The organism is Streptococcus sp. 2018WUSS126 (assembly GCF_044427425.1).
GTDB lineage: Bacteria > Bacillota > Bacilli > Lactobacillales > Streptococcaceae > Streptococcus > Streptococcus hashimotonensis.
On the sequence record NZ_JAOTGB010000006.1, the window covers coordinates 1 to 22,057 of the forward strand.

24 protein-coding genes are annotated in these 22,057 nt (G+C 39.4%); 22 read left to right on the plus strand and 2 right to left on the minus strand.

What is annotated here, in order from left to right:
- Positions 1–240 precede the first annotated feature (240 nt).
- From ODU34_RS03205 to ODU34_RS03270, 14 genes are all read left to right on the plus strand, one after another.
- Positions 241–642: a Spx/MgsR family RNA polymerase-binding regulatory protein gene (locus ODU34_RS03205; protein WP_009909989.1), complete on the plus strand. Its 402-nt coding sequence runs from the start codon at positions 241–243 to the stop codon at positions 640–642.
- 14 nt (positions 643–656) lie between these two features.
- Complete coding sequence (locus tag ODU34_RS03210) at positions 657–935, plus strand: UPF0223 family protein (RefSeq protein WP_024400697.1); 279 nt, start codon at positions 657–659, stop codon at positions 933–935.
- Positions 925–1,683, plus strand: a complete 759-nt coding sequence (locus ODU34_RS03215) for an inositol monophosphatase family protein (RefSeq protein ID WP_105178517.1) — start codon at positions 925–927, stop codon at positions 1,681–1,683. The genes ODU34_RS03210 and ODU34_RS03215 overlap by 11 nt, the downstream gene beginning before the upstream one ends.
- The gene (locus tag ODU34_RS03220) at positions 1,683–2,984 is read left to right on the plus strand and encodes an RsmF rRNA methyltransferase first C-terminal domain-containing protein (RefSeq protein WP_105178518.1); all 1,302 of its coding nucleotides are present in this window, start codon (positions 1,683–1,685) and stop codon (positions 2,982–2,984) included. The genes ODU34_RS03215 and ODU34_RS03220 overlap by 1 nt, the downstream gene beginning before the upstream one ends.
- A 137-nt stretch (positions 2,985–3,121) precedes the next feature.
- Positions 3,122–3,991 carry a phosphate ABC transporter substrate-binding protein PstS family protein gene (locus tag ODU34_RS03225; RefSeq protein WP_002937620.1) on the plus strand — a complete coding sequence of 290 codons (870 nt, stop codon included), beginning with the start codon at positions 3,122–3,124 and terminating at the stop codon, positions 3,989–3,991.
- A 2-nt stretch (positions 3,992–3,993) separates the two neighbouring features.
- Positions 3,994–4,911, plus strand: a complete 918-nt coding sequence (gene pstC / locus ODU34_RS03230; protein WP_002937619.1) for a phosphate ABC transporter permease subunit PstC — start codon at positions 3,994–3,996, stop codon at positions 4,909–4,911.
- Positions 4,901–5,788: a phosphate ABC transporter permease PstA gene (gene pstA, locus ODU34_RS03235; protein WP_014635996.1), complete on the plus strand. Its 888-nt coding sequence runs from the start codon at positions 4,901–4,903 to the stop codon at positions 5,786–5,788. The genes pstC and pstA overlap by 11 nt, the downstream gene beginning before the upstream one ends.
- A 24-nt stretch (positions 5,789–5,812) precedes the next feature.
- Entirely contained in the window at positions 5,813–6,616 is an 804-nt protein-coding gene (pstB, locus tag ODU34_RS03240) for a phosphate ABC transporter ATP-binding protein PstB (RefSeq protein WP_002940866.1), read from the plus strand.
- A gap of 11 nt (positions 6,617–6,627) precedes the next feature.
- Entirely contained in the window at positions 6,628–7,386 is a 759-nt protein-coding gene (gene pstB, locus ODU34_RS03245) for a phosphate ABC transporter ATP-binding protein PstB (protein ID WP_105178519.1), read from the plus strand.
- Between the two features lie 26 nt (positions 7,387–7,412).
- A complete protein-coding gene (gene phoU, locus ODU34_RS03250) occupies positions 7,413–8,069 on the plus strand; it encodes a phosphate signaling complex protein PhoU (RefSeq protein WP_024413748.1) in 657 nt (218 codons plus the stop codon).
- A 165-nt stretch (positions 8,070–8,234) separates the two neighbouring features.
- A complete protein-coding gene (locus tag ODU34_RS03255; protein ID WP_105178520.1) occupies positions 8,235–8,660 on the plus strand; it encodes a hypothetical protein in 426 nt (141 codons plus the stop codon).
- A gap of 193 nt (positions 8,661–8,853) precedes the next feature.
- A complete protein-coding gene (locus ODU34_RS03260; protein ID WP_024400692.1) occupies positions 8,854–9,525 on the plus strand; it encodes a response regulator transcription factor in 672 nt (223 codons plus the stop codon).
- Positions 9,518–10,897: a cell wall metabolism sensor histidine kinase WalK gene (locus tag ODU34_RS03265; RefSeq protein WP_105178521.1), complete on the plus strand. Its 1,380-nt coding sequence runs from the start codon at positions 9,518–9,520 to the stop codon at positions 10,895–10,897. Before ODU34_RS03260 ends, ODU34_RS03265 begins: the two co-directional genes overlap by 8 nt.
- A 441-nt stretch (positions 10,898–11,338) precedes the next feature.
- Positions 11,339–12,568: a transglutaminase domain-containing protein gene (locus tag ODU34_RS03270; protein ID WP_053866986.1), complete on the plus strand. Its 1,230-nt coding sequence runs from the start codon at positions 11,339–11,341 to the stop codon at positions 12,566–12,568.
- A gap of 267 nt (positions 12,569–12,835) precedes the next feature.
- On the opposite strand, the gene rpsT is transcribed toward ODU34_RS03270, so the two are convergent.
- Positions 12,836–13,084: a 30S ribosomal protein S20 gene (gene rpsT / locus ODU34_RS03275; protein WP_012027069.1), complete on the minus strand. Its 249-nt coding sequence runs from the start codon at positions 13,082–13,084 to the stop codon at positions 12,836–12,838.
- A 58-nt stretch (positions 13,085–13,142) separates the two neighbouring features.
- Positions 13,143–14,063, minus strand: a complete 921-nt coding sequence (gene coaA, locus ODU34_RS03280; protein WP_029172133.1) for a type I pantothenate kinase — start codon at positions 14,061–14,063, stop codon at positions 13,143–13,145.
- A gap of 108 nt (positions 14,064–14,171) precedes the next feature.
- Here coaA and ODU34_RS03285 point away from each other — a divergent pair, with 108 nt between their 5' ends.
- The 8 genes from ODU34_RS03285 (at position 14,172) to ODU34_RS03320 (ending at position 21,977) form a co-directional block, all read left to right on the plus strand.
- Positions 14,172–14,762 (plus strand): class I SAM-dependent methyltransferase, encoded by a 591-nt coding sequence (locus ODU34_RS03285; protein WP_024405804.1) that lies wholly within the window; start codon positions 14,172–14,174, stop codon positions 14,760–14,762.
- The gene (locus tag ODU34_RS03290) at positions 14,759–16,036 is read left to right on the plus strand and encodes a pyrimidine-nucleoside phosphorylase (RefSeq protein WP_012027066.1); all 1,278 of its coding nucleotides are present in this window, start codon (positions 14,759–14,761) and stop codon (positions 16,034–16,036) included. The genes ODU34_RS03285 and ODU34_RS03290 overlap by 4 nt, the downstream gene beginning before the upstream one ends.
- A 15-nt stretch (positions 16,037–16,051) precedes the next feature.
- Positions 16,052–16,714 (plus strand): deoxyribose-phosphate aldolase, encoded by a 663-nt coding sequence (deoC, locus tag ODU34_RS03295; RefSeq protein ID WP_024418109.1) that lies wholly within the window; start codon positions 16,052–16,054, stop codon positions 16,712–16,714.
- Positions 16,701–17,090 carry a cytidine deaminase gene (locus tag ODU34_RS03300; protein WP_024415456.1) on the plus strand — a complete coding sequence of 130 codons (390 nt, stop codon included), beginning with the start codon at positions 16,701–16,703 and terminating at the stop codon, positions 17,088–17,090. The genes deoC and ODU34_RS03300 overlap by 14 nt, the downstream gene beginning before the upstream one ends.
- 80 nt (positions 17,091–17,170) lie before the next feature.
- Positions 17,171–18,238, plus strand: coding sequence for a BMP family protein (locus ODU34_RS03305; protein WP_044758722.1), 1,068 nt, complete (start codon positions 17,171–17,173; stop codon positions 18,236–18,238).
- A gap of 194 nt (positions 18,239–18,432) precedes the next feature.
- Positions 18,433–19,968 (plus strand): ABC transporter ATP-binding protein, encoded by a 1,536-nt coding sequence (locus ODU34_RS03310; protein ID WP_105178522.1) that lies wholly within the window; start codon positions 18,433–18,435, stop codon positions 19,966–19,968.
- A complete protein-coding gene (locus tag ODU34_RS03315) occupies positions 19,961–21,022 on the plus strand; it encodes an ABC transporter permease (RefSeq protein ID WP_105178523.1) in 1,062 nt (353 codons plus the stop codon). The genes ODU34_RS03310 and ODU34_RS03315 overlap by 8 nt, the downstream gene beginning before the upstream one ends.
- A gap of 1 nt (position 21,023) precedes the next feature.
- Positions 21,024–21,977 (plus strand): ABC transporter permease, encoded by a 954-nt coding sequence (locus ODU34_RS03320; protein WP_002940834.1) that lies wholly within the window; start codon positions 21,024–21,026, stop codon positions 21,975–21,977.
- Positions 21,978–22,057 lie beyond the last annotated feature (80 nt).

Below are 22,057 nucleotides of genomic sequence, written 5' to 3' on the forward strand. Positions count from 1 at the left end.
GAGAGTTAAGTGTTTGTTTTTCATTGTCGATTACCAACTTGTCCCATAGTAAGTTCTACCTTATTTCTTTGTCTCATTCTAGTTTCCAGTTTTTAAGACAGACTAGAACTTACTTTGGGAATTTACTCTTTAGAAAAATTAGGTGAATTACAGGGAAGAGATTAGATTTACTATTGAAAACTCTTTTAAGTTAGAGTATAATAAGTAAGAAGAAAAATGTTTTTAGAGGGGATGGAAGACATGATTACTTTATTTTTGTCACCGAGTTGTACCAGTTGTCGTAAAGCTCGTGCTTGGCTGACAAGTCACGAAGTCCCTTTTATTGAGCACAATATTATGACTAGCCCTCTAACTGCTGAGGAATTAAAGAACATTTTAGCATTGACAGAAAATGGGACAGATGACTTGATTTCTACCCGTTCAAAAGTTTTTCAGAAACTAGATATTGATGTTGATGAGCTTTCTGTGAAGCAGCTTATTGGGTTAATCGAAACCTATCCGAGTCTCTTACGGCGTCCGATTATTTTGGATGAGAAGCGGATGCAGATTGGTTTTAACGAAGATGAAATTCGTGCATTTCTTCCGAGGAAGTATCGCAAACAAGAACTAAAAAATGCTACATTGAGAGCAGAAATAGGATAAGAAAGATAAAAGATATGAACAAAAATTATTCATATCCACTTGATTTTTCGTGGAGCACAGAGGAGATTTCCTCCGTGCTTTCTTTTTTGAATCAGGTGGAGGCGGCTTATGAAAAAGGAGCAGATGCGGTAGCTATATTAGCTAGTTATAAAAGCTTTAAAGATGTTGTTAAAAGTAAGGGACAGGAACGTCAAATTGATCGTGACTTTGAAGCAGTTTCTGGCTATTCAACCTATCGAGTTGTTAAGGCGGCTCAAGATAAGGGGAAAGGAGTTATTCGTTTTGGAAACTAAGTATCACTTTGCCCAAACGATTGTCCTGGAAGCTGGAAATTTTCTCCGACAGCATCTACATGATGATCTTCAGATTGAAGAAAAAGGTGACTTTACAGACTTGGTAACGCACCTTGATAAACAAGTTCAAGAAATGCTGACTCAACAGATTCAATCTCGCTATCAGGGTGATAGGATTTTAGGTGAGGAAGGTGGAGACGTTTCTTCTATTCATAAGGGAAATGTTTGGGTTATTGATCCAATTGATGGCACCACAAATTTTATTGCTCAGAAAACTGATTTTGCCATTATGATTGCCTATTTTGAAAATGGAGTAGGAAAGTTCGGTATCATTTATGATGTCATGCGAGACAAACTTTTCCATGGAGGAGATTCATTCCCTGTTTATTGCAATCAAGAGCGCTTAAAGAAACCAGAGCTGCGCCCTCTTCGCCAGAGTTTGATAGGAATCAATGCACAGTTGTATGCAGCCAATGCACATGGAGTGGCAGAATTAGCAAATCAAAGTTTAGGTACAAGATCTGTAGGAAGTGCTGGAATTGGTTTCGCCCACGTTCTGGAAGGAAGATTATTTGCCTATGCTTCTTATCTGTGTCCATGGGACTACGCAGCAGCCAGTATTATTGGTTCCTCTTTAGGTTTAGTCATGTTAAGTTTTGATGGTCCGAGTCTGGCCTATGATAAACGAGAGTTTGTCATGCTAGTATCAGAATCCCATCTTGAGGAAGTGAAGGGGTATATATTCTAATGCAATTGCCACAGGATTTTATAGATAAATATAATCATTTGCTTGGTAGTGAAGCCCAAGCATTTTTTGAGAGTTTCGAACAAGACCCAATCTCAGGATTTCGCACAAATCCTCTTAAAGAAAGCCAATTGGATTTTGAGCAACCAATCCCTAATATGACTTGGTCATACTATGGTAAGGTCTCAGGGAAATCTCCAGAACATGTAACTGGCTTAGTCTACTCACAAGAGCCAGCTGCACAGGTTGTCGGTCAGATTGCAGCTCCGGGAAAAGGGATGAAAGTGTTGGACTTGGCAGCAGCGCCAGGAGGAAAGTCTACTCACTTGCTTTCATACTTAGAAAATACAGGGCTTTTGGTTAGTAATGAAATTTCCAACAAACGAGCAAAAATCTTGGCTGAAAATATTGAGCGTTTCGGAGCGAGGAATGTTGTTGTAACAAATGAATCAGCAGACCGCTTGGAAAAGGTCTTTCCGGGATATTTCGATATGATTGTCCTAGATGCTCCCTGTTCAGGTGAAGGGATGTTTCGAAAAGACCCCGATGCGATTCAATATTGGTCCAAACATTATCCAGTACAATGTGCAAGCTTACAAAGAGAGATTTTAGAATCGGCCTTGAACATGTTGGCTACAGATGGTCAATTGATTTATTCTACTTGCACTTGGTCACCAGAGGAAAATGAAGAAGTAGTGACTTGGCTCTTAGAACAATATGATTTGGAACTTATAGACATTCCTAAAATCAATGGAATGGTAGAAGGAATCGGTTATACAGAAGTTGCTCGTATGTATCCCCACCATTTTGCAGGAGAAGGTCAGTTCGTTGCCAAATTTAGATTTCTAGGAGAAGCCAGTCAGAAAAAATTAAAACCAGGAAAATCCAATTTGAATAGAGAACAGCAAGCTCTCTGGAAAGAATTTGAACAGAAGCATTTAAGGGTTCAATTGGATGGTTTACTGCAGGTTTTTGGCGACAATCTCTATCTACTGCCACATGGCCTTCCTGATTTGTCAAAAGTAAAGATTGCTCGAAATGGCCTTCACTTGGGGACGTTTAAGAAAAAAAGATTTGAACCAAGTTTTGCTTTAGGTCTAGCACTCCATAGTTCGGAGGTTAAAAATCGAGTAGAAATCAGCTTAGAAGAATTCTCGTCCTATACTGCTGGACATACAATAGCTGTGTCCAAGGATCTAGCTAATGGCTGGTATCAGGTAGCAGTCCAGGGGAACGGTCTTGGTTTCGCAAAAATTGTATCTGGAACGCTTAAAAATGGCTTTCCAAAAGGGTTGAGATTTTAAAATAAATCAGCAAATTTTTTTTGCAACTTGTCTTTTTATATGATATAGTGGATGAGTGGAAATATCTTGTAAATTCTATGTAAAATACAGAGTTAATTTTAGGAGATTCCACTGAAAAATGTAAAGGAAAAAACGAAATGAAAAAAAAGCAGAAGCTTGGAATTGCAGCTTTGTTTCTTTTGAGTAGTATGGCTCTTTCTGGTTGTTCTTCTTGGATCGATCGAGGAGAGTCTATTACAGCCGTAGGTTCGACGGCGCTTCAACCACTTGTTGAGGCAGCAGCAGATGAATTTGGTAGTGTCAATATCGGTAAATCCGTCAATGTTCAGGGTGGTGGATCAGGTACTGGCTTGTCACAAGTTCAGTCTGGAGCTGTTCAAATTGGTAACTCTGACGTATTTGCTGAGGAAAAAGATGGTATTGATGCAAGTAAACTTGTTGACCATCAAGTAGCAGTAGCTGGTTTGGCCGTTATTGTAAATGAGCAAGTATCGGTTAAAGATATTACTACAGAAGATCTGCGTAAAATTTTTACTGGTGAGATTACCAACTGGAAAGAACTGGGTGGTAAGGATTTGGAAATTTCAATCATTAACCGTGCAGCTAGTTCAGGTTCACGTGCGACCTTTGATAGTGTTATCATGGATGGACAAACCGCAACTCAGAGTCAAGAACAAGATTCTAACGGTATGGTAAAATCTATTGTTGCTCAGACACCAGGTGCAATTTCCTATCTATCATTTGCTTATCTAGATGATTCCGTTAAAACAATTAAGTTAAACGGTTTTGAACCAACTGCTGAAAATGTAGCAACAAATGATTGGCCAATTTGGTCCTATGAGCATATGTATACGATGGGAAAAGCGACTGATTTGACAGAAGAATTTTTAGATTACATGATGTCAGATGAAGTTCAAAATGGTATCGTTGAAAGTATGGGATACATTTCTATCAACGATATGAAAGTTGTGAAAAGTGCTGATGGCACGGTGACTGAGAAGGAGTAAGCATGAAAAACGAACAACTAGCAAAAGAGTTATCGTCTCCATCTAAAAATTCTCGATTAGAGAAGTTTGGTAAGGTAATTACATTCCTTTGTCTATCATTGATTGTCTTTATTGTTGCAATGATTTTGATTTTCGTTGCGCAGCGTGGATTATCGACGTTCTTTGTTGACGGTGTGAGCATCACTGATTTCTTATTTGGAAGCAAGTGGGAACCAAGCTCGAAAATATTTGGTGCCCTGCCAATGATTTCAGGTTCTTTCATTGTTACGATTCTGTCAGCTGTTGTTGCGACCCCTATTGCAATCGGTGCAGCAGTCTTCATGACAGAAATATCACCAAAACGTGGTGCAAAAATCTTACAACCTGTTATCGAACTTTTGGTTGGTATTCCATCGGTTGTATATGGTTTCATTGGTTTGCAAGTGGTTGTGCCATTTGTACGTTCAATCTTCGGTGGAACAGGTTTCGGTATCTTGTCGGGTGTATTTGTACTTTTCGTTATGATTTTGCCAACAGTAACCTTTATGACGGTTGACAGTTTACGTGCAGTACCTCGTCACTACCGCGAAGCAAGTTTGGCTATGGGAGCCACTCGCTGGCAGACGATTTGGCGTGTTATCTTGAACGCAGCTAAGCCAGGTATTTTTACGGCCGTTATCTTTGGTATGGCGCGTGCCTTTGGTGAAGCCTTGGCTATTCAGATGGTAGTGGGGAACTCTGCGGTTATCCCGACTTCCTTGACAACGCCAGCAGCGACGTTGACTTCTGTTTTGACAATGGGTATCGGTAATACGGTTATGGGAACTGTTCAGAACAACGTCCTATGGTCCTTGGCCCTAGTCTTGCTCTTGATGAGCCTTATCTTTAACATGATTATGAAATTTATTACGAGAGAGGGTAAGAAAAACTATGCACGCTAAAAAATTTGATAAATTGGCGACTGGTATTCTTTACTCAATCGCTGGTGTGATTGTCGTTATCTTGACGTCACTGATTCTTTACATCTTGCTACGTGGTCTGCCACATGTAAGCTGGGATTTTTTGACAAGTAAATCTTCATCTTACAAAGCAGGTGGTGGTATTGGAATTCAGCTCTACAACTCATTCTTCCTATTGGTTGTAACGCTCTTAATTTCTGTTCCCTTGTCAACCGGTGCAGGTATTTATTTGGCTGAATATGCTAAAAAAGGTCCATTGACTAACTTTATCCGTACCTGTATTGAGATTTTGTCATCCCTACCGTCCGTTGTCGTTGGTTTGTTTGGTTACTTGATTTTCGTTGTTCAGTTTGAGTACGGTTTTTCTATTTTATCAGGTGCCTTGGCTCTTACAGTCTTCAACTTGCCACAGATGACGCGTAACGTAGAGGACAGCCTTCGTCACGTTCACCATACGCAACGTGAAGCAGGATTGGCTCTTGGTCTATCACGTTGGGAAACTGTTCTCCATGTTGTTATTCCAGAAGCACTTCCAGGGATTGTAACAGGTATCGTCTTGGCATCTGGTCGTATCTTCGGTGAGGCAGCAGCTCTTATCTACACGGCTGGTCAGTCAGCTCCAGCTCTTGACTGGTCAAACTGGAATCCATTGAGTGTTACTAGTCCGATTTCTATCTTCCGTCAATCAGAAACCCTTGCGGTTCATATCTGGAAGGTAAACAGCGAAGGTACAATCCCAGATGCAACCCAAGTTTCTGCTGGTTCAGCAGCAATCCTCTTGGTTTTCATCTTGATTTTCAACCTTTCTGCACGATATATCGGTAAGAAACTTCATGCGAAAATGACTTCAGCAGCCTAGAAGTCTGACTTATAAGGAGAAAAAATGGCAGATTACAACTGGAATGAACGCCATATCATTACTTTTCCAGAGGAGAATATCGCCCTTTCGACAAAAGATGTTCATGTTTACTATGGTAAAAATGAAGCGATCAAGGGCATTGATATGCAGTTCGAAAAAAATAAAATTACAGCCTTGATTGGACCATCAGGGTGTGGGAAATCAACCTATCTTCGCAGTCTTAATCGTATGAATGATACTATTGATATTGCTAAGGTAACCGGTCAAATTCTTTATGAAGGAATCGACATCAATAGACCAGATATGAACGTTTACGAAATTCGTAAGCATATCGGAATGGTATTCCAACGTCCCAACCCATTTGCAAAATCTATTTATCGTAACATCACATTTGCACATGAACGTGCAGGCGTGAAAGATAAGCAGGTTTTGGATGAGATTGTTGAAACTTCTCTGAAACAAGCAGCCCTTTGGGATCAGGTAAAAGATGACTTGCACAAGTCAGCCTTTACCTTATCAGGTGGACAGCAACAGCGTTTGTGTATTGCACGAGCTATCTCTGTAAAACCACAAATCTTGCTTATGGATGAGCCTGCATCAGCCTTGGACCCGATTGCGACTATGCAGTTAGAAGAAACTATGTTTGAATTGAAGAAGGACTACACCATTATCATTGTTACGCACAATATGCAACAAGCAGCTCGTGCAAGTGATTACACAGCTTTCTTCTATCTGGGTGACTTGATTGAATATGATAAGACAGCAAACGTCTTCCAGAATGCAAAACTCAAGTCAACTAGTGACTACGTTTCAGGACATTTTGGATAGAAAGGGAACAAATGACATCACCTATTTTACAAGTAAAAGATTTGTCTGTTTACTATAACAAGAAAAAAGCCTTGAATAATGTGTCAATCGATTTCTATCCAAATGAAATTACTGCTTTGATTGGACCATCTGGTTCTGGTAAGTCAACCCTCTTGCGTTCTATTAACCGTATGGGAGATTTAAACCCAGAGGTAACATTGACAGGTGCGATTGATTACAACGGAAAAAACATATACAGTCCTCGTACGGATACTGTTGATCTTCGTAAGGAAATCGGTATGGTCTTCCAACAACCAAACCCATTCCCTATGTCTATCTACGAGAATGTCGTTTATGGTTTACGTATTAACGGTATCAAGGACAAGCAGGTCTTGGACGAAGCAGTTGAGCGTTCCTTGATTGGTGCTTCTATTTGGAATGAAGTGAAAGATCGCTTGCATGACTCGGCAGTTGGACTTTCAGGTGGTCAGCAGCAACGTGTATGTGTGGCCCGCGTATTGGCGACAAGCCCAAAAATTATTTTGTTGGATGAGCCAACTTCAGCCCTTGACCCAATCTCGGCTGGTAAAATTGAGGACACACTTTATGGTCTGAAAGATAAGTATACAATGGTGCTAGTAACACGTTCTATGCAACAGGCATCACGTATTTCAGATCGAACAGGTTTCTTCCTTGATGGCGATTTGATAGAATACAATTTGACAAAAGAAATGTTCATGAACCCTGCAAACAAAGAGACAGACGATTATATTACAGGTAAGTTTGGTTAGGCCTGTTAAAAAGAAAAGAGGTTTATATGTTAAGAGCGCAGTTTGAAGAAGAATTAGGAAAACTTCACAATCAATTTTACGCGATGGGAAATGAAGTTTTGGCTCAAATTAATAATGCTGTTCGTGCCTTTACAACTCATGATCGTGAATTGGCTAAAGAAGTGATCGAAGCCGATAAAAAAATCAATGATTTTGAAATTAAACTCGAAAAGAAATCTTTAGAGATTATTGCTTTGCAACAACCAGTTTCTACAGATTTACGTCGAGTAATCACTGTCTTGAAAGCAACAAGTGACTTAGAACGTATGGGAGACCACGCAGTTTCGATCGCAAAAGCTGCTATTCGTATGAAAGGTGAAGTCCGTATTCCAGTAGTTGAAGATGAAGTGAAGAAGATGGGGCGCGAAGTTCGAAAACTTGTTGAAGAAACTTTGGAGCTTTATCTTGGTGATGCGGATATGGAAGTCGCATATGAAGTAGCTGCTCGTGATGAGGTTGTTAATGAGTTTTATTCAAGTATCCAAGAATTGACAACGGAAGAAATCAAGAAGAATCCAGAATCCTTGGTTGCTGGTCGCGACTATTACCAAGTTTTAACCTACTTGGAACGTGTCGGTGATTATGCTAAAAATATTTGTGAGTGGGTTGTTTATCTACGCACAGGTGATATTACAGAGTTGTAATTCAGAAGTCCGAGAGGGCTTCTTTTTGTGTAATGGACTTTTATAAAAAATGCTGAATTTCTTTAGCTTGTTTTAAGTTTTCAATACTATACTATTATCATCAGGTAAAGAGGAGTTATTTAACGGGTCTCATTCTGATAATATTCTATTGAAAAGGGGAATTTCATGTCATTTATTAATCAATTTAAGTCACAGTCAAAAACAGTACTAGCTGCTGTTGCTATTTCAGCTGCTACCTTGGGCTTTGCAGGGGGAATGAGTATTTCTAAAAGCTCAGCAGGAGTTTCAACACAAAGTCAGGCAAGTTTGGCGCAAAATAATTCTGCAGCAACGAATGGACAGGTAGCCGCATCTGCGAATACCCAAGGTATGCCACCAGGACAGGGTGGAGCACCTCAAGGTATGCCACCAGGTCAAGGAGTTCCTACACAAGGCATGCCATCTGGACAAGGTACAACTCCTCCTGATGCGACAAGTGGAGCAACCCAGTCAAACTCGAGTACTTCTTCTGATGAAGTGAATGCTTTAAAAAAGAGGAATCAAGAAATTAAATCTCAAATTTCAGGAGATAGTAGTTCTTCTAATCAATAAATATTGAGATTTCGATTTTTACTTATTCCATGATATAATGAACTCGTATCAATAAATAGTTAGATAAAGACTACCTTATCATTCATTTTTCAGATGGTCATAGTAGTACTTTATCTAACCATTTCTCTTAAAGACCGTGACCTGTCCCAGGTCTTTGGTTTATTTATTAAACCGAAATGTAAGGAAGTGTATGATGATTAAAATATTGTTAGTGGAAGATGATTTAAGTCTATCAAATTCTGTTTTCGATTTCTTAGATGATTTTGCAGATGTTATGCAGGTTTTTGATGGTGAGGAGGGCGTTTATGAGGCGGAAACAGGCGTTTATGATTTGATTCTTTTGGATTTGATGTTGCCTGACAAAGATGGCTTTCAAGTCTTGAAAGAGTTACGTGAAAAGGGGGTTACGACACCAGTTCTGATTACCACAGCCAAGGAAAGTCTAGAGGATAAAGGCCATGGTTTTGAATTGGGAGCTGATGACTACTTGACAAAACCGTTTTATTTAGAAGAATTGAAGATGCGAATTCAAGCTCTATTAAAACGAGCGGGCAAGTTTAATGAAAATACACTAACCTTTGGAGATGTGACAGTTGACCTATCTACAAATATGACGATGGTAAATGGCGAAGAAGTTGAACTGCTAGGAAAAGAATTTGACCTACTAGTTTATTTCTTGCAAAACCAAAATGTTATTTTGCCAAAAACACAAATTTTTGACCGTATTTGGGGCTTTGACAGTGATACTACAATTTCAGTAGTAGAAGTATATGTTTCTAAAATTAGGAAAAAGTTGAAAGGAACGACTTTTGGGGAAAATCTTCAAACCCTGCGTAGTGTCGGATACATTCTAAAAAATGCCTAAGCGATTTAAAAAATTAATGTACACGGATAAATTTTCTTTCTTTATCCGTTATTTTGCAGTATTTACTCTGATTTTTGGTTTAATGACAGCCATCATTTTTCAATTAATGCGTTCAACTATGTACCAAAATTCAGATAACACCTTGAAACGCATTAAGAAAGAACCAGCGCTGGCTGTTGGTTTTGCAATCGCAAGAACCTATGAGCCCAATTCTGTATTTATCCTTCAAGATAGTCCAACTGGTGAAGAAACTACGAGCTCTAGTTCAGATAGCATGTCTGTTCCTAAAAATCAAAAAAATACTAGAGCTGGAGATCAGCTGAGATTAGGTGCCAATACTCATGTTTTACTCTATAGTAAAAGCGGAGAGATGATTAATCCAGATACTTTTACTGGTTTGGCCGACCTATCATTAGACAAGGAAAAATTGGGTGAAATTAAGGAAACTACGGTTGAATCAAGTTTTGGTATGTCTGAAGATTATCGCTATATAACGATTGGGCTGGCTACAGATGAACTAGGTTATTATTCGTCCTATGATATAAAATATGCGACAATTTTGGTGAATGTCAGCCAAATTAAATCTTCCATTGAGAGCTATGAATCGACAGTTGCTATTGTTATGGTATCAGCTTGGTTGATTTCTATACTAGCAAGTATTTACCTATCGAATCTTAGCATGCGTCCAATCTTAATCAGTTATCAAAAACAAAAAGACTTCGTTGAAAATGCTAGTCATGAGTTACGCACACCGTTGGCAGTTCTTCAAAATCGCCTGGAAAGTCTATTTCGTCATCCCGAGACAACTATTTTGGAAAGTAGTGAAAGTATCGGATCTAGTTTGGAAGAAGTGCGAAATATGCGACTATTGACAACAAATTTACTTAATTTAGCTCGTCGTGATGATGGCTTAAAAGTCGATATGATCGATGTCCAACCCAACTATTTTGATGAAATCTTTGCTAATTACCTTATGATTGCCGAAGAAAATGGAAAAACTCTAACAGTTAATAATTTGATTCATCAGCCAATTCGAACAGACAAGGTTTTGATTAAACAGTTGCTCACCATTTTGTTTGACAACGCTATGAAGTATACCGATGATGATGGGACAATTCAAATAGCAGCTAATATCAAGGACAAATTAGTTTGTTTTACAGTTATTGACAATGGTTTGGGAATCAGCGATGCCGATAAAAAGAAAATCTTTGATCGCTTTTACCGAGTTGACAAGGCTAGAACACGTCAAAAAGGTGGATTTGGTTTAGGTTTATCTTTAGCTCAACAAATTATTAAGAATTTAGATGGTGAGATTTCTGTGAGAGATAACCAACCGAAAGGAACTATTTTTGAGGTACGTTTACCCAAATAACTAACCATTCATCAAGATTAGAGGCTGGGTAAAAAGTCCAGCCTTTCTTCTCAAAGTTCGCTCTATTTCCAACATCCAACTGTCTCCCAGATAGTTTTGTAGCGAACTCTGTTCGCTCTATCTCCAGCCTCCAAAGGTTCGGGGAACCTTTGGAGCTATACGGGGGTGGGAGGTCAAACAGTCAGAGTAGTGACTGTTTGAGTGAGGAAATAAAACAAACGAAGTTTATGTCAAAATAGTCCAGTGGAGTGAAACAGTTCGGGGAACTGTTTCAGCTGGTCACCTAAAAATAAGAAAGTGACCATAGAAAATCGAACCTAAATGTTTAGAAGTGAGGGAACTCTTTTCGATCTATTGAATTCTTTCCACTCCCTTTTTGTTTTGTGTAGTTTGTCAGATGCCTCCTAATTATGTTATACTTAAACAAGAATGGAGGTAAATATGAGGAAAGTTTCTCGTGGCATTTTAACAATATTATTATCGGCGACAGTCCTTTCTGCTTGTTCAGGTGGAGGGAAAAATTTAAGTGAACGTTTGGAAGCAGCTAAAATTGAATTTTCTAAAGAAAAAAAGCAACTAGAAGCAGAATTAACAGCATTAAAAGAAGAGGTTCAAGGAAATTTTTACTACCAACAATTGGATACTGATAAAGAACGTCATGTCTATCTCCAATTTGTTAATGGACTCAGCAAGCGGATGCAAGTGATTGATATTGATTCTGTTAATGATGAAATATATTCGCGCGTCTATTTTTCTGTCGCCCATGATTATCCAGAATTTTACTGGCTAACAGATGAAGCAGCAATGGCTGGTGGAATTGATATATTGGATTTAGAAGAGCCGGTGTATCCGAGTGATTTATCTCCGACACAAAATAAAATAGAAGATGAAGTGAGTAAGATACTTGCTCAGACACCAAAAGGATCGGACTATGAGAAGGTTAAATATTTTTACGAGGTGATTATAAAGCAAACGGATTACGACCTTGAAGCCCTGCAGACCAAATCTGTCACGTGGAGAAGTCAAGGAATTACCAGCGTGCTATTAGATAAGAAATCGGTTTGTGCCGGCTATAGTCGCACCTTCCAATATCTATGTAAAAAAGCAGGCATTGATTGTATCTACGTCACAGGGATTGCAAAAAATGGGCAAAACGGTGAGTTTGGGCATGCTTGGAATCTAGTCAAGATAAATGGACAATACTATGGTGTTGATACGACTTGGGGAGACCCAGTTTTTGATCAAGCTATAAGTGGAGAAGCGCATACAGATATTTCATACGATTATCTATGTGTGCCTGATGAAATCTTAGAGAGAAGTAGAATTGCTGATACCGACCTCCTCGACTACTGGGGAGAAGAACAATATTACGAACCTAGAGCATTGACCTATCCAAAGTGCACAGATAATTCATTGAATTACTATGTTCAAAAGGGAGTCTATTTCACAAGCTTTGATGAAGCAGCAATTTTACAGTCTATCACTGATCAGCGACTACAAGGTACGGATAAAGTGGTCTTGCAATTCGGAACAGCAGAAGCAATGCAACAAATGATTACATTGGCCTCTACTGAAAATAATGCTATTTTTCAGGCTTTGGGCGATGTAGGAGAGTATCAGTACTATTATAATGATCAAACCTATACATTTGAACTGGCAGATTGGTTCTAACGAATTAGTTTGAATCTTAAGGAACGTGTTCTTCCCTAATAATAAAAAAAATAGGGAGCGAGAAAGACATCCATGATGGCTCCGCCTTCACCCACAGAATAATGAAAACGAACACAAAGCCCTCACTAGGTGTATAATCTTAGTGAGGGCTTTGTGGTTGACGAGTTAATGATGTTATTCATCGAGGGAAAAACTAATCCACTTTGTCCCGCCTCCTTATGATGGAAAAAATAAAAAAAAAAGGAAACCCAAAGGTTTCTTTTTTAATTAAGCAAGTTTTGATGCAAGACGTGCTTTATCGCGGCTTGCTTTGTTTTTGTGAATCAAACCTTTAGTTTCTGCTTTATCGATTGCTGAACTAGCAGCACGGAAAAGCTCTTCAGATGGGTTAGCTTCAAATGCTTTGATTGCAGTACGCATAGCTGATTTTTGTGCTGAGTTTTTCTCGTTTTGTTTAACGTTCAATTCAGCGCGTTTGATAGCTGACTTAATGTTTGCCAATGGTTTCACCTCCACCCTTTCTTGTACTAACTATACCATTATATCTGAAAAGAGTATTTTTGACAAGTGAAATTTATTTTTTTAGATAAATTTTATCAATCTCATGGTTTTCGGCCTTATGAAGAATAATATCAGCACGGTTTCTGGTTGGTTCAATGAATTTTTCTAAGTTAGCTAGATTAATGTTTTTCCAAGTATTCTGGGCAATAGATAGAATCTCAGGGTACGTCATCTGGGTAAAACGATGGTAATAGTTGTTAGGGTCATTTTTTGCCAATGTCAATAATTTTTGGAATCGCTCCAAGTACCAGGTTTCAATATGTTCCACATCAGCGTCAACGTATATAGATAGGTCAAAATAGTCACTGACATAGAGGCGCTGGTTTTGTGGATTTTGAAATACATTGATTCCTTCAACAATCAAGAAATCTGGAGACTTAATCTCCTGAGTTTTGTTGGGGACAATATCATAGATTTCATGTGAATAGACAGGGATTTGGCAGTCGTAGCCGTTTTTTATCTTATCAAGGAAATCAATCAATTTCTCCATGTCATAGGACTCAGGAAACCCCTTTTTATTTAACAGTTGCCGTTCTTCTAAAACCGCATTTGGATGGAGAAATCCATCCGTTGTCACTAATTCAACCTTGGCGTGTTTAAATGTCCGAGCGATAAGAATTTGCAGCAATCTACTAGTTGTTGATTTGCCGACAGCAACACTTCCAGAAACGCCAATGATAAATGGTTGTGGCTTGATAGTTTTTTGTAGAAATAAACTCTTCGAAAAATTTAGGTCTTTGCGTGCTTTCCGATAGATATGGATAAGATTAACCAAAGGAAGATAGATGTCAGAAACCTCATGTAATTGGATGCGGTCGTTAAAACTTTTAATAGAATTTAGTTCGCTTTGACTAAGTGGAATGGTAGTCTTACGATGTAGTTGTTGCCAAGTGGCTCGGTCAATTTGTTCAAAATTTAAAAATTCATTTTTCATACATAATTCTTCCTATAGGTAAGCGTTTCAATATCGATTTCATTTTATCATATTTTTCATGTAAGAAAAACTCTTGAAAACGTTTTTAGGAAATGTTATAATAAGTACATGTCCAATATGTATTACGAAAAAAATCCTACAATAGCACATGATATTCATGAAATCCACGTAAACTTACTAGACACCCCAATGTCTTTCATGACAGATGCAGGTGTTTTTAGCAAGAAGATGGTTGATTATGGTAGTCAAGTGCTTTTAAAAACCCTTTATTTTGAAAAAGGGGCATCGGTGTTGGATGTTGGCTGTGGTTATGGACCAATTGGTTTGACACTTGCTAAGGTGTTTAGCACCAAGACAACGCTGATTGATATTAATAGCAGAGCTTTGGATTTAGCTACAAAAAATGCAGAGAGGAATGGTGTTATCGCTAAAATTTATCAATCCAATATCTACGAAAACGTGGACGAAACATTCAATCATATTGTTTCAAATCCACCTATTCGGGCCGGAAAATCGGTTGTACATGAAGTAATTGCTGGGGCCTTTCAACGCTTAGAGGCACACGGAACCTTGTCCATTGTCATTCAAAAGAAACAAGGTGCTCCGAGTGCCAAAGCTAAGATGGAAGAGGTGTTCGGCAACTGCCAGATTATAAAGAAAGATAAGGGTTACTACATCCTTGAAAGTGTGAAAGAATGAGAGCAGTTGATTTAATTCAAAAAAAGCGTGATGGCTTAGAACTATCGTCTGAAGAAATCAAATGGTTGATTGATGGATATGTAGCTGGGACAGTACCGGATTATCAAATGTCAGCCTTGGCGATGGCGATTTATTTTAAAGGGATGTCAACACGTGAGATTTCTGATTTGACAATGTCCATGGTTGCAACGGGTGAACAGATTGATTTGTCTGCAATTCCAGGCATCAAGGTAGATAAGCATTCTACAGGTGGTGTCGGAGATAAGGTTACACTCATCTTAGCGCCATTGGTAGCAAGTTTTGATATTCCAGTTGCAAAGATGAGCGGTCGTGGGCTTGGTCATACTGGTGGAACCTTGGATAAGTTAGAGTCAATCAAAGGATACCAGATTGAAGTTAGCCAAGCAGATTTCATCAAGCAAGTTCAAGATACTGGTGTTGCGGTTATTGGTCAGTCAGATAATCTTGTCAAAGCTGATAAACTACTCTATGCCCTTCGTGACGTGACAGCAACCGTTGACATTATTCCGCTGATTGCCAGCTCGGTAATGTCTAAGAAAATTGCCGCAGGTGCGGATGCGATTCTTCTAGATGTAACAGTGGGAGAAGGCGCCTTCATGAAGACCGTTGAAGAAGCACGGGTTCTAGCTCAAACCATGGTGGATCTTGGGAAGGCGGTTGGGCGTAAGACAGTTGCAGTTTTGACTGACATGTCTCAACCAGTTGGAACTTCGATTGGAAATCGTTTGGAAATTTTAGAGGCTATTGAAATTTTACAGGGTAAAGGTCGAGAAGATGTTACCGAATTTATCTGTGAACTAGCCCAAATTATGTTGGGGCTTGCTAATGTTGAGAAAAGCATTGAAGAAGTACGCCAGCATATTGACAATGGTGCAGCATTGAAGAAATTTGAAGAGATGGTCCGTGCTCAAGGTGGTGACTTAGAAGATTTATATCGCCCAGTTCAGGTTACACAGCAAGTTCCAGTTCTTGCGGAAGAGGATGGCTATATTGTGGGGCTTCCTGCTTTGGAATTTGGTCTCTTTGCAATGAAACTTGGTGCAGGTCGTGCAGTCAAGACTGACAATTTAGATTATGAAACAGGTATTGTTTTCCATAAGAAAGTGGGGGAAGCTGTTTCTAAAGGCGAACAAATCGCAACGATTTATGCCAATGAAAATATTTCGGAAAACATGCTTACAAATTTCCAAAAAAATGTTAAAATAGATAAAGAAAGTGTAAAAACGAAAGAAATCATCGAAATTATTTCTTAATGTACGGAGAAAGCTATGAAATTAAATAAATATATTGACCACACAATCTTGAAACCTGAGACAACACAAGAGCAGGTTGAAAAAATTTTAGCAGAAGCAAAAGAATATGATTTTGCAAGTGTCTGTGTTAACCCAACTTGGGTTGCTTTAGCAGCTGAAAGCTTGAAAGATAGTGATGTAAAAGTTTGTACGGTTATTGGTTTCCCTCTCGGAGCAAACACACCTGCTGTAAAAGCATTCGAAACAAAAGACGCAATTTCAAATGGAGCAGATGAGATTGATATGGTTATCAATATCGGTGCTCTGAAAACTGGAAATTACGATTTGGTTTTGGAGGATATTAAAGCTGTTGTAGAAGCAAGTGGTGATAAACTAGTCAAAGTTATCATCGAAGCATGTCTCCTTACTGACGATGAGAAAGTGAAGGCTTGTCAATTATCTCAAGAAGCTGGTGCGGACTATGTTAAAACATCTACAGGATTTTCTACAGGTGGTGCTACAGTAGCGGATGTTGCCTTGATGAGAAAAACAGTAGGTCCTGACATGGGAGTGAAGGCTTCTGGTGGTGCACGTTCGTATGAAGATGCTATTGCTTTTATCGAAGCAGGAGCGTCTCGTATTGGTGCGTCATCAGGCGTGGCAATCATGAATGGAGCACAGGCGGATGGAGACTATTGATTTAATTGAATTAGCTGTAAAAAACAGTCAAAAAGCATACGTACCGTACTCAAAGTTTCCAGTTAGTGCAGTTCTTGTAGCTAAGACTGGGGAAATATTTACAGGTGTAAACATTGAAAATGCAAGTTTTGGTTTGACCAATTGCGCTGAAAGGACAGCTATTTTCAAGGCTATTTCTGAAGGTGTGAAAGATTTTTCTGAAATCGTAATTTATGGTAAAACAGAAAAACCAATATCTCCTTGTGGAGCTTGTCGCCAAGTTATGGCAGAATTTTTTGATAAGGATTTAAAAGTGACCTTGGTCGCTAAAGATAAATCGACAGTCGAGACGACAGTCGGGGAATTACTACCATATTCCTTTACAGACTTAACATAGTCTGTATGACAGTCATTTGACTGTAGCAATATTACTCTGCAACAATTTAGTTGCAAAAAGATTTTTAGGAGGGTTCAGAAATGAACAAGAAACTTGTAGGACTTGGTCTAGCAGCTGTTGCGGCTGTATCTTTGGCTGCATGTGGTAACCGTGCTTCAAAAAGCAGTAGCTCAGAAGCATCTTCATCAGCGGACACATCTGTGAAAGCTGCTATCGTTACTGACATTGGTGGTGTTGATGACCGTTCATTTAACCAATCTGCTTGGGAAGGTCTTCAAGAGTGGGGTAAAGCAGCTAGTCTTTCCAAAGGTAATGGCTACGATTACTTCCAATCAGCTAGTGAATCAGATTATATCACAAACCTTGATTCAGCTGTTGCTGGTGGTTACAATCTTGTGTTCGGTATTGGTTTTGCCTTGGAGAGTGCGATTGCTGAGGTTGCACCAAATAATCCTAATACACACTATGTAATCGTGGATAGTGTTGTTCCAGATCAAGACAATGTAGTTAGCGTAGGTTTCGCAGACCATGAAGCATCATATCTTGCTGGTGTTGCTGCAGCTAAATCAACTAAAACAAATCACGTAGGTTTCATCGGTGGTATGGAAGGTGTTATCATCGATCGCTTTGAAGCTGGCTTCGTTGCTGGTGCTAAGTCTGTAAACAAAGACATCAAAATTACAGTTGACTATGCAGGTTCATTTGGTGATGCTGCCAAAGGTCAAACTCTTGCAGCTGCTCAATATGCTGCAGGTGCAGATGTTATCTTCCACGCTTCTGGTGGTACTGGTAACGGTGTATTTGCAGCTGCTAAAGCAGAAAACGAAACTCGTAATGAAGCAGATAAAGTTTGGGTAATCGGTGTTGACCGTGACCAATCAGCAGAAGGTACATACACTTCTAAAGATGGTAAGTCTTCTAACTTTGTATTGGCTTCAACATTGAAACAAGTTGGTACTTCAGTTAAAGATATTGCAACTAAGGCAGCTGCAGGTGATTTCCCTGGCGGTAAAGTACTTCAATTCTCATTGAAAGATAAAGGTGTTGAATTGGCGGAAACTAACCTTTCAGAAGATGCTTCTAAAGCAGTTGCAGATGCTAAACAAGCAATTTTGGATGGCAAAGTAGAAGTTCCTGAAAAACCTTAATGAATTTCTTTTTGACAATTCCGATTCGGCGACCCGACGGGGCGCCGTTTTCGGGCTGAGATTTTTCTCAGTAAAGCCTATCAGCTATGGTAGGTTTTACTGACAAAAATGGTATAGTTGATGAAGAGTTTTTAAGTACTCAAAGTAGTACTGAAGAATTTTCAGAAGGCTATAGTCAGAAAGGATAATAGATTATGACTAAGGATTATGTCATTGAAATGCGCAATATCACTAAGATATTTGGTGAATTTGTAGCAAATGACCACATCAATTTGAATGTCAGACGTGGTGAAATCCATGCCCTTCTTGGTGAGAATGGTGCGGGTAAATCTACTCTGATGAACATGCTTGCTGGCTTGTTGGAACCTACAAGCGGTGAAATTGTTATCAACGGTCAATCCGTGAAGATTGACTCTCCATCCAAAGCTGCCCAATTGGGTATTGGTATGGTGCACCAACATTTTATGTTGGTTGATGCTTTCACAGTTGCCGAGAATATCATTCTTGGTTCTGAAACTACCAAAGGTGGCGTGATTGACCTTAAAAAAGCTATCGCAGAAATTAAAGAACTTTCTGCTAAGTATGGTCTTGAAGTTGATCCAACTGCAAAGGTTGCTGATATTTCTGTGGGTGCACAGCAACGTGTAGAAATCCTTAAAACACTTTACCGTGGAGCCGACCTTTTAATTTTTGATGAGCCGACAGCTGTATTGACCCCTGCGGAAATTGCAGAGCTCTTGAAAATTATGAAAGCCTTGGTTGAAGAAGGTAAATCTATTATTTTGATTACGCACAAATTGGATGAAATTCGTGCAGTTGCCGATAGTGTAACAGTTATTCGTCGAGGTAAATCAATCGAAACAGTTGCTGTTGAAGGAGCAACAAACCAAGATTTGGCTGAGTGGATGGTTGGACGTTCCGTTTCCTTTAAAACAGAGAAAGTTGAAGCAAATCCTAAAGAAGTCATTTTATCAATTAAGGATTTGGTTGTCAATGAAAACCGTGGTATTCCAGCAGTTAAGGGCTTGTCGCTTGATGTTCGAGCAGGTGAGGTTGTTGGTATTGCCGGTATCGACGGAAACGGTCAAAGTGAGTTGATTCAGGCAATCACTGGTTTACGCAAGGTAAAATCTGGCTCAATCACTATCAAAGGTGAGGAAGTAGTTGGTAAAACTCCACGTAAAATTACAGAAATGCAAGTGAGCCACGTTCCCGAAGATCGTCATCGCGATGGACTCGTTCTTCCGATGACTGTTGCTGAGAACTTTGCGCTTCAAACTTACTATAAAGAACCGATTTCAAAAAATGGTATCTTGAACTATAGTATCATTAATGAAAAAGCACGCGCATTAATGGAAGAATTTGACGTTCGTGGGGCGAGCGAACTCGTTCCAATCAAGGCTCTTTCAGGCGGTAACCAGCAAAAAGCTATCATCGCGCGTGAAATCGATCGCAACCCAGACCTTTTCATTGTTAGCCAACCAACACGCGGTTTGGACGTTGGTGCTATTGAGTATATTCGTAAGCGTCTCATTGCAGAACGTGATAAGGGTAAGGCTGTTCTTGTTGTCAGCTTCGAATTGGATGAAATTTTGGATGTATCAGATAGAATTGCTGTTATCCATGATGGTGTCATCCATGGTATTGTTGAACCTGCTAAGACCAATAAACAAGAGTTAGGTGTCTTGATGGCAGGTGGACATATTGAGAAGGGAGAAGAACATGCTTAATAAATATAAGAATTTGGCCCTTCCATTAATGGCTGTGGTCAGTGGTATCCTACTTGGAGCGATTGTCATGCTTGTTTTTGGCTACGATCCAATTTGGGGCTATGAAGAGTTATTCTATTCAGCTTTTGGTAATATCAAATCAATTGGTGAAATTTTCCGTGCAATGGCACCACTTGTTTTCACTGCTCTCGGTTTCGCAGTAGCTAGTCGTGCAGGTTTCTTCAACGTTGGTTTGTCTGGTCAGGCCTATGTTGGTTGGGTTTTTGCTGGATGGTTTGCCTTGGCAAATCCTGACTTACCACGTCCAGTTTTGATTTTGGGAACAGTCTTGATTGCTATGTTTGCAGGCGGTATTGCTGGAGCTATTCCAGGTATTCTACGTGCCTATTTGGGAACAAGTGAAGTTATTGTTACGATTATGATGAACTACATCTTACTCTATTCATGTAACTATATCATTCGTGATGTATTTGCAGATAGTTTGATGAAGAATACAGACTCGACAGTTAACGTGTCAGCAAATGCCTCTTACCAAACAGAGTGGCTCCGTGCATTGACAGATAACTCACGTATGAATATTGGTATTTTCTTTGCCATTATTGCAGTTTTTGTGATTTGGTTCCTATTGACCAAAACGACTCTTGGTTTTGAGATTCGCTCAGTGGGGCTTAACCCAACAGCATCGGATTATGCGGGTATGTCTGCGAAACGTACAATTATTCTATCTATGATTATTTCAGGTGCTCTTGCGGGTCTTGGAGGAGCTATCCAAGGTTTGGGTACTTTCCAAAACGTTTACATCCAAAGCGGTAACTTGGATATTGGTTTTAATGGTATGTCAGTAGCGCTTTTAGCTTCTAATTCACCGTTAGGCATTCCATTGGCTGCCTTTCTATTCGGTGTTCTTTCTGTCGGTGCCCCAGGTATGGTACGTGCACAGATTCCACCTGAATTGATCAACGTTGTTACTGCATCAATCATTTTCTTTATCGGTGTGAAATTTATTTTTGAACAATTATTAAAATCTAGAAATAAAGCGAAAGGAGCGAAATAAGATGAATGTTTCAATTCTTGCCTTACTCATTTCGCAAATGTTGATTTATTCAGCACCCTTAATCTTTACCAGTCTTGGAGGAGTTTTCTCTGAACGCGGTGGTATTGTAAACGTTGGTCTAGAAGGAATCATGGTTATCGGTGCCTTTGCTGGTGTTGTTTTCAATATCGAATTTGCAGGGACATTTGGTAATGCTACTCCATTATTAGCTGTTATTGTAGGAGGTCTTGCTGGTGTTATCTTTGCCGCTATTCATGCGATGGCGACGATTAATTTCCGTGCAGACCACGTTGTCTCAGGTACGGTGTTGAACCTTTTGGCTCCAGCTTTGGGAGTTTTCCTAGTCAAGGTTATCTATAATAAGGGTCAAACTGATAGTATTACTGAATCATTTGGTAAATTTTCATTCCCTATCTTGGCAGATATTCCAATCATTGGTGAAATTTTCTTCAAAAATACAAGCTTGATGGGTTATGTAGCTATTGCAACAGCATTTCTTGCTTGGTTCATCCTTTATAAAACCAAGTTCGGTTTGCGCCTTCGTTCAGTAGGTGAACATCCGCAGGCGGCGGATACTTTGGGAATCAATGTCTACGCTATGCGTTATGCAGGTGTGTTGATTGCTGGTTTCCTTGGTGGTGTTGGTGGAGCTGTAAGTGCTCAATCAGTGAATATCAACTTCTCTGCAACAACAATCGTAGGTTCAGGTTTCATCGCTCTAGCAGCTGTAATTTTCGGTAAGTGGAATCCAATTGGCGCTATGCTTGCCAGTCTATTCTTCGGTCTTTCGCAAAGTTTAGCAGTAGTGGGTGGACAATTACCAGGATTGAAAGATATTCCAACGGTTTATCTTCAAATTGCACCATATTTGATTACTGTTATTGCCCTGTCTGCTTTCTTTGGTAAAGCAGTCGCTCCTAAAGCAGACGGTATCAACTATATCAAATCTAAATAAAAAGGTCCAGTGGACCTTTTTATCATGTTCTTTGCTGTATAGGAAATGAATAATTGTCCTATTCAAAGGAAGAGGAGTTA

What these genes read in the sequence shown, in the direction of transcription:
- pstA (WP_014635996.1), top strand. Translation starts at nt 4,901, where the DNA reads ATGCACGCTAAAAAATTTGATAAATTGGCGACTGGTATTCTTTACTCA.
- ODU34_RS03205 (WP_009909989.1), top strand. Translation starts at nt 241, where the DNA reads ATGATTACTTTATTTTTGTCACCGAGTTGTACCAGTTGTCGTAAAGCT.
- deoC (WP_024418109.1), top strand. Translation starts at nt 16,052, where the DNA reads ATGAAATTAAATAAATATATTGACCACACAATCTTGAAACCTGAGACA.
- ODU34_RS03315 (WP_105178523.1), top strand. Translation starts at nt 19,961, where the DNA reads ATGCTTAATAAATATAAGAATTTGGCCCTTCCATTAATGGCTGTGGTC.
- pstC (WP_002937619.1), top strand. Translation starts at nt 3,994, where the DNA reads ATGAAAAACGAACAACTAGCAAAAGAGTTATCGTCTCCATCTAAAAAT.
- ODU34_RS03300 (WP_024415456.1), top strand. Translation starts at nt 16,701, where the DNA reads ATGGAGACTATTGATTTAATTGAATTAGCTGTAAAAAACAGTCAAAAA.
- ODU34_RS03310 (WP_105178522.1), top strand. Translation starts at nt 18,433, where the DNA reads ATGACTAAGGATTATGTCATTGAAATGCGCAATATCACTAAGATATTT.
- ODU34_RS03290 (WP_012027066.1), top strand. Translation starts at nt 14,759, where the DNA reads ATGAGAGCAGTTGATTTAATTCAAAAAAAGCGTGATGGCTTAGAACTA.
- ODU34_RS03260 (WP_024400692.1), top strand. Translation starts at nt 8,854, where the DNA reads ATGATTAAAATATTGTTAGTGGAAGATGATTTAAGTCTATCAAATTCT.
- ODU34_RS03305 (WP_044758722.1), top strand. Translation starts at nt 17,171, where the DNA reads ATGAACAAGAAACTTGTAGGACTTGGTCTAGCAGCTGTTGCGGCTGTA.
- ODU34_RS03210 (WP_024400697.1), top strand. Translation starts at nt 657, where the DNA reads ATGAACAAAAATTATTCATATCCACTTGATTTTTCGTGGAGCACAGAG.
- ODU34_RS03265 (WP_105178521.1), top strand. Translation starts at nt 9,518, where the DNA reads ATGCCTAAGCGATTTAAAAAATTAATGTACACGGATAAATTTTCTTTC.
- pstB (WP_105178519.1), top strand. Translation starts at nt 6,628, where the DNA reads ATGACATCACCTATTTTACAAGTAAAAGATTTGTCTGTTTACTATAAC.
- coaA (WP_029172133.1), bottom strand. Translation starts at nt 14,063, where the DNA reads ATGAAAAATGAATTTTTAAATTTTGAACAAATTGACCGAGCCACTTGG.
- ODU34_RS03255 (WP_105178520.1), top strand. Translation starts at nt 8,235, where the DNA reads ATGTCATTTATTAATCAATTTAAGTCACAGTCAAAAACAGTACTAGCT.
- ODU34_RS03285 (WP_024405804.1), top strand. Translation starts at nt 14,172, where the DNA reads ATGTCCAATATGTATTACGAAAAAAATCCTACAATAGCACATGATATT.
- pstB (WP_002940866.1), top strand. Translation starts at nt 5,813, where the DNA reads ATGGCAGATTACAACTGGAATGAACGCCATATCATTACTTTTCCAGAG.
- ODU34_RS03225 (WP_002937620.1), top strand. Translation starts at nt 3,122, where the DNA reads ATGAAAAAAAAGCAGAAGCTTGGAATTGCAGCTTTGTTTCTTTTGAGT.
- ODU34_RS03270 (WP_053866986.1), top strand. Translation starts at nt 11,339, where the DNA reads ATGAGGAAAGTTTCTCGTGGCATTTTAACAATATTATTATCGGCGACA.
- ODU34_RS03320 (WP_002940834.1), top strand. Translation starts at nt 21,024, where the DNA reads ATGAATGTTTCAATTCTTGCCTTACTCATTTCGCAAATGTTGATTTAT.
- phoU (WP_024413748.1), top strand. Translation starts at nt 7,413, where the DNA reads ATGTTAAGAGCGCAGTTTGAAGAAGAATTAGGAAAACTTCACAATCAA.
- ODU34_RS03220 (WP_105178518.1), top strand. Translation starts at nt 1,683, where the DNA reads ATGCAATTGCCACAGGATTTTATAGATAAATATAATCATTTGCTTGGT.